This is a genomic window from Anaerolineae bacterium (assembly GCA_025062375.1).
Taxonomy (GTDB): Bacteria; Chloroflexota; Anaerolineae; order SpSt-600; family SpSt-600; genus SpSt-600.
In genome coordinates this window covers 26,230-33,900 of the sequence record JANXAG010000020.1, presented here as the reverse complement: position 1 = coordinate 33,900, position 7,671 = coordinate 26,230, and the positions used below count along the sequence as shown (strand labels likewise).

The following is a 7,671-nucleotide window of genomic DNA, read 5'->3' as shown; positions in this document are numbered from 1 at the left end:
AGGGGGTCTGGGGGATGTGCCCCCAAAAACCTCAAAAAGGGAGCAATCAACCACCCTTTGCACCCCGCCCACGAGTGGGACCCAGAACCGTGGCAAACCCTGGGCCCACGAGGGTGGGGAAAATTGGGGGGGTCCAGGGGGCTTGCCCCATGGCAGGGGGTCTGGGGGATGTGCCCCCAAAAACCTCAAAAAGGGAGCGATCAACCACCCCTTGCATCCTGCCCACGAGTGGGACCTAGAACCGTGTCAAACCCTAGGCCCACGAGGGCGGGGAAAATTGGGGGGTCCAGGGGGCTTGCCCCACGGCAGGAGGTCTGGGGGATGTGCCCCATAAACCTCTAAAGCGGTCTCCCCTTGATCCAGCCGTTTACTACCTGCGATTTATATCTCAACTCCAAACACCGCTCGCATCAGTATTCCAATGCCAAAACTAATCGCTGCCACAGCCAAGCTCAATCCGGCCATCTCAAGGAACCGCCGCCGGAACGGAAGATCACGGGCCACAGAAATGTAGTAATTGAAAAAGGCGATAATGAGCACAGCTATCACCAGTGCGGTTGCCAGACAGAGATACGGATTTTTCATCACCAGATATGGCATGATGAGAGCCAGTACAGTAAAAATATAGGCAACACCGGTATATAAAGACGCCCGCAATGGGTTCCGTCCACCCCCTTCTGCTTTTGTTGAGAGATACTCGGAAGCTCCCATGGAAAGGGCAGCGGCTATGCCTGTAATAGCACCTGTCATTGCTACCAGACTGGTATTCTGGAGCGCAAAAGTCAGCCCCGCCAGTGCGCCCGTCAGCTCCACCAGCGCATCGTTCAGGCCCAGGATAATAGAGCCAGTATAACGGAGCCGTTCCTCATCCAGCATCCCCAGCAAAGCTTCTTCGTGTGCTTTCTCCTCCTGAGCAATGGCTGCGGCGTCGGGAATGACGTCTTCTATACGAGAATAGTTTTCCTGCGCTCCTTCTTCCCCTCGCTCCATTAGCTTGACAGCAAAGGTAAAACCCAGGATACGGCCGACCAGCGTGTAGAACCAGACCTTGAGCCAATCGGGATGGACTTCCTGTCCGGTGAACGATTGCCACTGGCGGGAATGGCGCAGCTCGTCTGCGGCAATGCGCTCCAAAATCGCCTGATTCTCCGGCGAGCGAATTGTCCGTGCCAGCCGGGTATAAATGTGGTGTTCGGTCAACTCATCTCGCTGGTAAGCCAGCAAGATTTCTCTTTGCTCAGAAGTCAACGGGATTTGACCTTCCTTCATGTTTCCTCCTTCAGCCTATGACCATTTGGAATATGTTAACAAATTGAGCCCTTTGCCGGCGAATCTCAAGCCATTGTATGGGAGCCTGCCCTTTATCGGGCAATTCTTCCGTCATCCGTGGGTACGGCGTCAATTCTCCCCTTCGGCTCACATAACCTCAGAACTGAACCCTTTAATGGCTCCTTTGCCTGCAGTTGTAGTTCCCATTCCCATAGACATTTATTCACATTGCTATGGGAACAGGTTTCACAGGTATAAAGGGACTATAGGCTTCTCTATAAACCGCTTGAGGATGTTCCTCGCACCTATAATGTCCACATCTTCCGCGTATCCACATTGCAGGCACCTGAAAACATCCCCATTACTGAACGCCCCATCCACGACCCTTTTCAGATCGTGCTTCTTTTGCCTGAAGTTCTTAGACCCTTGCCTTTTCTTGTCTATCTCCTTCTCTACAAACTCCTTTATGTGTTTTCCATCTGAAGTAGCTATGAGCTTCCTATAGCCTATGTCTATACCTTTTGGCAGCTCCTCTCGGAGTTCCACCACCTTCTTAAAGCTCAGCTTCACATACCATTTTCCTTCCTTCTGGACTATCTCCACAAAAGGACACGCTTGCCACCCTTCATGGTTTCTTCTGCGCGTTTTCATCCTCAAGAACCAATATCGTCCCGATGGGCGATTGTCGGGCATTGGGCAAAACTAATCCCCGTTTTCTTAGCCCGCAGAGATAACTTCATGGCCCTTAAGGTAACATAAACATCTACAAATGTCAAGAATTAACGAGGCTGTTCTAAAGGGGGGATTAGTTGGTCTGGAATCACCAAAAGAGAATGCCCAGATTTCACACTACTAAGCGCCCCCATACAGCTCTTAAAGCCATATTTAGAACCTATCCATGATTCCACCAGAAAGCGCTGCCGATAAATCTTGAGCCCACAGCTTTAGAAATTCTCATGAACTGCCACTACTGCCTGCCAACCTGAACTATGCACCAATTCGCCCCATATCTCCCTTTTCTTCAGCCATTTCAAGAATAAAACCCGCTCATCCGAATAGGGTGGTCCAAGGGATGCCTCAATCAATATTACTACCTCGGCGCCATCAGACAGGGAAAGGGAATCTCCAAAGATTCACCGGCAAGGATTTGCTGAGCAAGCCAAGCATTGAATTTTATCCGATAATGCAGGGTAGAGAAGTCAGGCACCTTTAGTATCAACTGCCTGGCTATTGCTTTTAACTTACGCCAGGAAAGACGATGGATTTGCTTAAAGACCCACAGAGAAAGAATAAGGCTTTCAACAGCCTCAGGGTTAATCTAACCTCCCGGCGCAAGAACGGCGTTAAATTGACAAAATTGGCTTCAAGGAGTATAAAGCATAAAGGGGAAAACTCAGTGAGGAGGGCAGCCACGGCCGAGGAAATTTTCCTGAGCTTTGTGATTCCAGCTTATAACGAAGAAAAAAGACTTCCCCGCACCTTGGAAAGGGTGCTGGATTATTTTGGAAAACAAGATTATTCCTGGGAAATTATCGTCGTAGATGACGGGAGCGAGGACGGAACTGCTTCGGTGGTAGAGAGCTTCCAGCGCCGTACCCCTAATTTACATCTTATTCGTAACACTCATCGGGGCAAAGGTTATGCTGTGAGGAGCGGTGTCTTAGCTTCCCGCGGCCGGTTTATTGTTTTTTCAGATGCTGACCTGGCCACCCCAATAGAAGAACTGCCCAAGTTACTTAACCCTCTGCAAGAAGGTTACGATGTGGCCATAGGCTCAAGGGAGGGCCTTGGGGCTCGCCGTTACGGAGAACCATGGCATCGCCACCTTATGGGCAGAATTTTCAACTTACTGGTCAGGCTCCTCGTGGTGGGCCATTATCAGGATACTCAATGCGGGTTCAAAGGCTTCCGCCGCGAAGCAGGCCATGACCTCTTCCGACGTGTGAGGCTTTACGGGGATGATGCGGTGGAAATAAAGGGTGGGGCTGTCACAGCCTTTGATGTGGAAATCCTCCTCCTCGCCCACAAGAGGGGCTATAAGGTTAAAGAGGTGCCTGTGGTGTGGTATTACGGTGAGAACACAAAGGTAAACCCCTTTAAGGACTCTTTCCGGATGCTGATGGATATCATCAAAGTTCGCTGGAACGATTGGCGTGGGTTTTACGATTGAAAGAGGAAGAAGATGGCTTCCAGGGAGCTGGCTTGCTGGCTTAGAGACCGCAAGGATTTAGTAATGGTCAAATGGATAAGGGCTGTTAGGAAGGCAAGTCCCGGAACTGATTCCCTTCTTCCAACAAAAGAACTGGGAGCGCGTCACCTGGAAGCTTTATATGATGCTTTTATTTCCGCCCTGGATACGGGCGATGTTTCCCCACTTGAGGCTATCCTGGAACAGCTGGTCAAAGACCGCCTCAAGCGAGAATATAACCTCCGGGAAGTCCTGGTTATCGCTACAGAATTGAAGAGAACTTGTTGGGAGGAAATAACCAAGGAGTTTCCTTCTCTTCAGGCGCTGGAGTACATCCAAAAGGCCGAGGAGCTCTTTGATCGCATGATTTTAAAAATGACCAGCACCTTTACCGATGAAAGTTTCGCCTTCATCAAGAGGCTCAACAGGAGTCTGGAGCAAAAAGTGAGGGAGAGAACCCAGGAACTCCAGCGAGCTAAAGAAGAGCTGGAACGCATAGACAAGGCCAAATCCGATTTTATCCGAATTGCCGCTCACGAGCTCCGCACCCCCTTAACCCTTGTCCAGGGCTATGTGGGGATGCTGGCGGCAGAAGATTTCCCCGATAAAAGCCGTCTCCAATCCATCCTCCAGGGATTAAACAAAGGGATAGCCAGGCTTGAATCCATAATTCGGGACCTCATTGATGTCTCCTACATTGATGCTGAAGTCTTGACCCTTAGCCTTCAACCAGTGCCTATGTCCCAAATCTTCCAGTCCCTTTTGATTGAATTTCAGCCCGCCCTTCAGAACAGGCGTCTGAACCTTTCTTTATCCGGGTTAGAGGAACTGCCGCTGGTGGAAGGGGATCCCCAACGTTTGCGGCAGGTTTTCTACAACCTCCTCAGCAACGCTATAAAATACACCCCCGACGGCGGCTCTATAACCGTTACCGGGCAACTTATCAGAGGCGAGACGGATTTCGTCCACATAACCGTTAAAGATACGGGCATAGGAATCCCTCCCGATAAGCTTGAGCGCATCTTTGACAAGTTCTACAGAGTTGAAGATTTCAAGCACCATAGCACCAGTAAGACTGATTTCAAGGGGGCGGGACCTGGCCTCGGATTGACCATTGCCAGAGGAATAGTGGAGGCTCATGGCGGGAAAATCTGGGCTGAAAGCCCCGGGTACGACGAAAAACGCCTCCCAGGAAGCTCCTTTCACGTCCTTCTGCCCGTTAAAGCCCAGCCTCCCAGGTCCGTTTACATCCATCAGTTAAAATTGCCTGTGAGGGCTGTTATCTTTGACCTGGACGGTGTTATGGTGGATACGGCTCCTTACCATTTTCAAGCCTGGCAGAAAGCTCTGGCCGAGTTTGGCCTTGAGATGAGTTACGAACAATTTCGTTCTACCTTCGGGATGCGGAATCAGGAGATAATTCGCACCCTCTATGGCTCTAAGTTTACATCCGAACAGGTGGAAGAGATTGGCCGGCGTAAAGATGCCATCTACCGGGAACTTGTCTATAGGCACCTTACCCCTATGCCAGGCCTTTTGAGGCTTATCCAGGACCTTAAAGCGAAGCGGTTCCGCATCGCTGTGGCCACCTCTACTTCCAAACCTAACGCTTCCCTCATCCTTAAGACCCTTAAGCTTGAGCATGAAATAGTGGCTCTCGTAACTGAAGAGGACGTGGAATTCGGCAAGCCTGACCCCGAAATCTTCCTCAAGGCAGCCGAAAAATGCATGGCTCAGCCTCAGAATTGCATCGTGATAGAAGATTCACCGGCAGGGATTCAGGCCGCAAAATCAGCCGGAATGAAAGCGGTAGCTTTGACTACCACTAGACCCCAGGAGGAGCTCAGAGAGGCAGACCTCATCGTAGAAAGCCTTATGGTGTTGACGCCGGAAATCCTTGAGAGTTTGCTGGAGAAGGGTAGTTCATGAGTAAGAGGCTTATAGCCACCAACCAGGAAGAGGAAAGGGCCATTCTGGTAGGAGTTGAAATCAAAGGTAAACCTTCCAGGTGGTCCATAGAGGACTCTCTGGCGGAGCTCGCTCAGCTTGCCTGGACTGCTGGAGTACGGGTGGTGGGACAAACTTACCAGAAACTTGACCGGATAAATCCTGCCACCTTTATCGGTTCGGGCAAGGTGGAGGAGCTCAAGGCTATGAAGGAAGCCCTGGGATGCAACCTTATCATCTTTGACGATGAACTCTCCCCTCGCCAGCAGCGGGAGCTGGAAAAGGCTCTCAAGGTCAAAATAATAGACCGGACCGTTCTCATCCTTGACATCTTTGCGCAGCATGCCAAAACCCACGAGGGACGAATCCAGGTGGAACTGGCCCAGTACCAGTACCGCCTCCCTCGTCTTACCCGTTACTGGACCCACCTTTCAAGGCAGGTTGGTGGGCCAGCTGGTGGTCGCAGCACTATGAGGGGACCCGGGGGCGGAAGCACTGGTGTTGGCCTTAGAGGTCCCGGTGAAACTCAGCTGGAAATGGACAGACGCCGCATAAAGGAGAGGATCGCTCACCTCAAAGAAGAACTGGAACACATAAAGACTCACCGTCACCTTTACCGGCATAGGAGGAAAAGCACAGGAATACCGATAGTGGCCATAGTTGGCTACACCAACGCAGGCAAATCTACCCTCCTCAACGCCCTGGCCAACGCCGATGTCCTGGTAGAAGACAAGCTCTTTGCCACTCTCGATCCTACCACCAGAAGGGTTAAACTCCCCAGCGGCAAGGAGGTGCTGGTTACCGACACAGTAGGGTTTATCCAAAAACTACCGCCGCAACTTTTAGCTGCCTTCCGGGCTACTCTGGAGGAAGTTCTGGATGCAGACATAATAATCCACGTGGTTGATATAACTAGCCCTCACGCCCTCAACCAGAGCCGGACGGTATGGGATATACTTCACGAGCTTGGGGCTAATACTAAGCCGATAATTACCGCGCTAAATAAGATTGACAAACTTGAGGACCCGGGCAAAGTGGAAGCACTCGCCTCCTACTTCCCCAACGTAGTTCCTATCTCAGCCCTGAAGAAAATAGGCCTTGATAGGCTCATGGGAAAGGTGGAGGAAATTCTGCGGAGAAGGTATGAATGGGTGGAACTCTTTATCCCTTACACCCAGAGCTACCTTCTCAGCCTCTTCCGGCAATGGGGAATTGTGGAAAGCGAAGAACCCCGCGACAGCGGAGTTTACATCCGCGGCTACGTGCCTCCCGATCTGATGGGAAAACTTGAAAAGGTTAAGTAAAATCCCTCCACTGTGGGGGTACGGCTATTTTCAGTTTTCTGCGAGGGTATAATTTGTGCCTGGGCGGGATATAATAACTAGGTTTTTCCAGGAAAAATGGTGGCGAAATCCGATATCTGCTTACCGATTATGGCGAATGGAAAACCGCAAGTGGGCGAGCCCAAAAGAAGTTTGGGAGTACATCGGTAAAGATCGAAAAGTTGCCTATTTAATGATGGATAGTAGCAAAAGCGAAGAAGAGTTGCGAGAAAGTGGACAACGAGCTGCTCAAGCATTGGTGCAAGGGCTAAGCATAAACCAGAGTCATAAGGTTTTAGAGGTTGGCTGTGGCGTTGCACGCATCGGTCGCGAGTTAGCTCCACATTGTGGCGAATGGTGGGGATGTGACATTTCCAGCTCAATTATACGTATCGCAAAACAGAGAACTGCTCACCTGAAGAATGTGAACCTCAAGGTGCTGAGCGATAATTCCTTACGCGACTTTAACGATAACGAGTTTGACCGGGTATATTGCCACGCAGTTTTCATGCATATTCCCCAGATAGACATTTTTGCTTATATCAAAGAGATGGGGCGAGTTACGAAACCTGGCGGCCTTATTTTTTATGACGCCCTCAACCTCAGCACAGAAGAGGGATGGGCGCGGTTTGTCTGGGAAATAGAACACTACAAAGGCAGGGAAGTTCGCCCGATCCATCACAGTCGCTTCGCCACTCCTCAGGAGCTAATAATTTTTACCCGGAAAGCAGGGCTTCAATTGCTGTACTGCCTTACCCCCAAATTTTTCGTCCAGATTGTTGCCACCAAAGCCGAGGGCTCAAAAGAAGAACTGAGAAAATTGGTTGACCCAGAGGCGCTTGCTTTCATCTGACTTGTTCTGTAACCTATCCACGGGTTGAGCCCATGCCGAAGCGAAATCTGTGTTCAAGTGGGTGAAACAATACCTTTCCAGCACGATCTGAA

Annotated in this window: 6 protein-coding genes; 4 read left to right on the top strand and 2 right to left on the bottom strand. The window is 50.5% G+C overall.

Features of this window, described 5'->3' with window-relative positions:
• Positions 1 to 381: 381 nt before the first annotated feature.
• Positions 382 to 1,269, bottom strand: coding sequence for a VIT1/CCC1 transporter family protein (locus tag NZ653_06705; GenBank protein MCS7286804.1), 888 nt, complete (start codon positions 1,267 to 1,269; stop codon positions 382 to 384).
• Positions 1,270 to 1,515: 246 nt separating this feature from the next.
• Positions 1,516 to 1,872 carry a transposase gene (locus NZ653_06700; protein ID MCS7286803.1) on the bottom strand — a complete coding sequence of 119 codons (357 nt, stop codon included), beginning with the start codon at positions 1,870 to 1,872 and terminating at the stop codon, positions 1,516 to 1,518.
• 793 nt (positions 1,873 to 2,665) lie between these two features.
• Here NZ653_06700 and NZ653_06695 point away from each other — a divergent pair.
• The 4 genes from NZ653_06695 to NZ653_06680 all read left to right on the top strand — a co-directional run bounded on the left by NZ653_06695 (position 2,666) and on the right by NZ653_06680 (position 7,579).
• Positions 2,666 to 3,439: a glycosyltransferase family 2 protein gene (locus NZ653_06695; protein ID MCS7286802.1), complete on the top strand. Its 774-nt coding sequence runs from the start codon at positions 2,666 to 2,668 to the stop codon at positions 3,437 to 3,439.
• 12 nt (positions 3,440 to 3,451) lie between these two features.
• Positions 3,452 to 5,386, top strand: coding sequence for a beta-phosphoglucomutase family hydrolase (locus NZ653_06690; protein MCS7286801.1), 1,935 nt, complete (start codon positions 3,452 to 3,454; stop codon positions 5,384 to 5,386).
• Complete coding sequence (gene hflX, locus NZ653_06685) at positions 5,383 to 6,708, top strand: GTPase HflX (GenBank protein ID MCS7286800.1); 1,326 nt, start codon at positions 5,383 to 5,385, stop codon at positions 6,706 to 6,708. The genes NZ653_06690 and hflX overlap by 4 nt, the downstream gene beginning before the upstream one ends.
• 136 nt (positions 6,709 to 6,844) lie before the next feature.
• Positions 6,845 to 7,579 (top strand): class I SAM-dependent methyltransferase, encoded by a 735-nt coding sequence (locus tag NZ653_06680; GenBank protein ID MCS7286799.1) that lies wholly within the window; start codon positions 6,845 to 6,847, stop codon positions 7,577 to 7,579.
• Positions 7,580 to 7,671 lie beyond the last annotated feature (92 nt).

Excerpts from the sequence above, each read along its gene's own strand:
- NZ653_06705 (MCS7286804.1), bottom strand. The coding sequence starts at position 1,269 with ATGAAGGAAGGTCAAATCCCGTTGACTTCTGAGCAAAGAGAAATCTTG.
- NZ653_06690 (MCS7286801.1), top strand. The coding sequence starts at position 3,452 with ATGGCTTCCAGGGAGCTGGCTTGCTGGCTTAGAGACCGCAAGGATTTA.
- hflX (MCS7286800.1), top strand. The coding sequence starts at position 5,383 with ATGAGTAAGAGGCTTATAGCCACCAACCAGGAAGAGGAAAGGGCCATT.
- NZ653_06680 (MCS7286799.1), top strand. The coding sequence starts at position 6,845 with ATGGAAAACCGCAAGTGGGCGAGCCCAAAAGAAGTTTGGGAGTACATC.